Annotated in this window: 1 protein-coding gene; it reads right to left on the reverse strand. The window is 45.3% G+C overall.

Annotation, left to right across the window (positions count from 1 at the left end):
• Positions 1-273: response regulator (locus ACG9ZB_RS17015; RefSeq protein ID WP_419326824.1), on the reverse strand; the 273-nt coding region annotated here is incomplete at its 3' end.
• Positions 274-300 lie beyond the last annotated feature (27 nt).

Consider the following 300-nt stretch of genomic DNA (forward strand, 5'->3'; position numbering starts at 1 on the left):
GTCTTCTTCACCGCGAGCGGTCAACATAATGACAGGAATTTCTGCTAGATTTTCATCACGTTTTAAACGGCGACATAAGTCGACCCCACTTACGCCCCCGGGTAACATCCAATCGAGCAAGATAAGCGCCGGACGTTGGTCGACGATAATTTGATGAGCCTGTTTGGCATCTTCTGCCTGTAAACACTGAAAGCCTGCCATGTCCAAAGAGGTATGGATCATTTCGCGGATAGGAAGCTCATCATCGACAATTAAAATATAGTCATCTTTCACAGCGTAATACCTTGTAGATTTTAACGG

It is taken from the genome of Acinetobacter johnsonii (genome assembly GCF_048551975.1).
In the GTDB taxonomy this organism is placed as follows: Bacteria; Pseudomonadota; Gammaproteobacteria; order Pseudomonadales; family Moraxellaceae; genus Acinetobacter; species Acinetobacter johnsonii_A.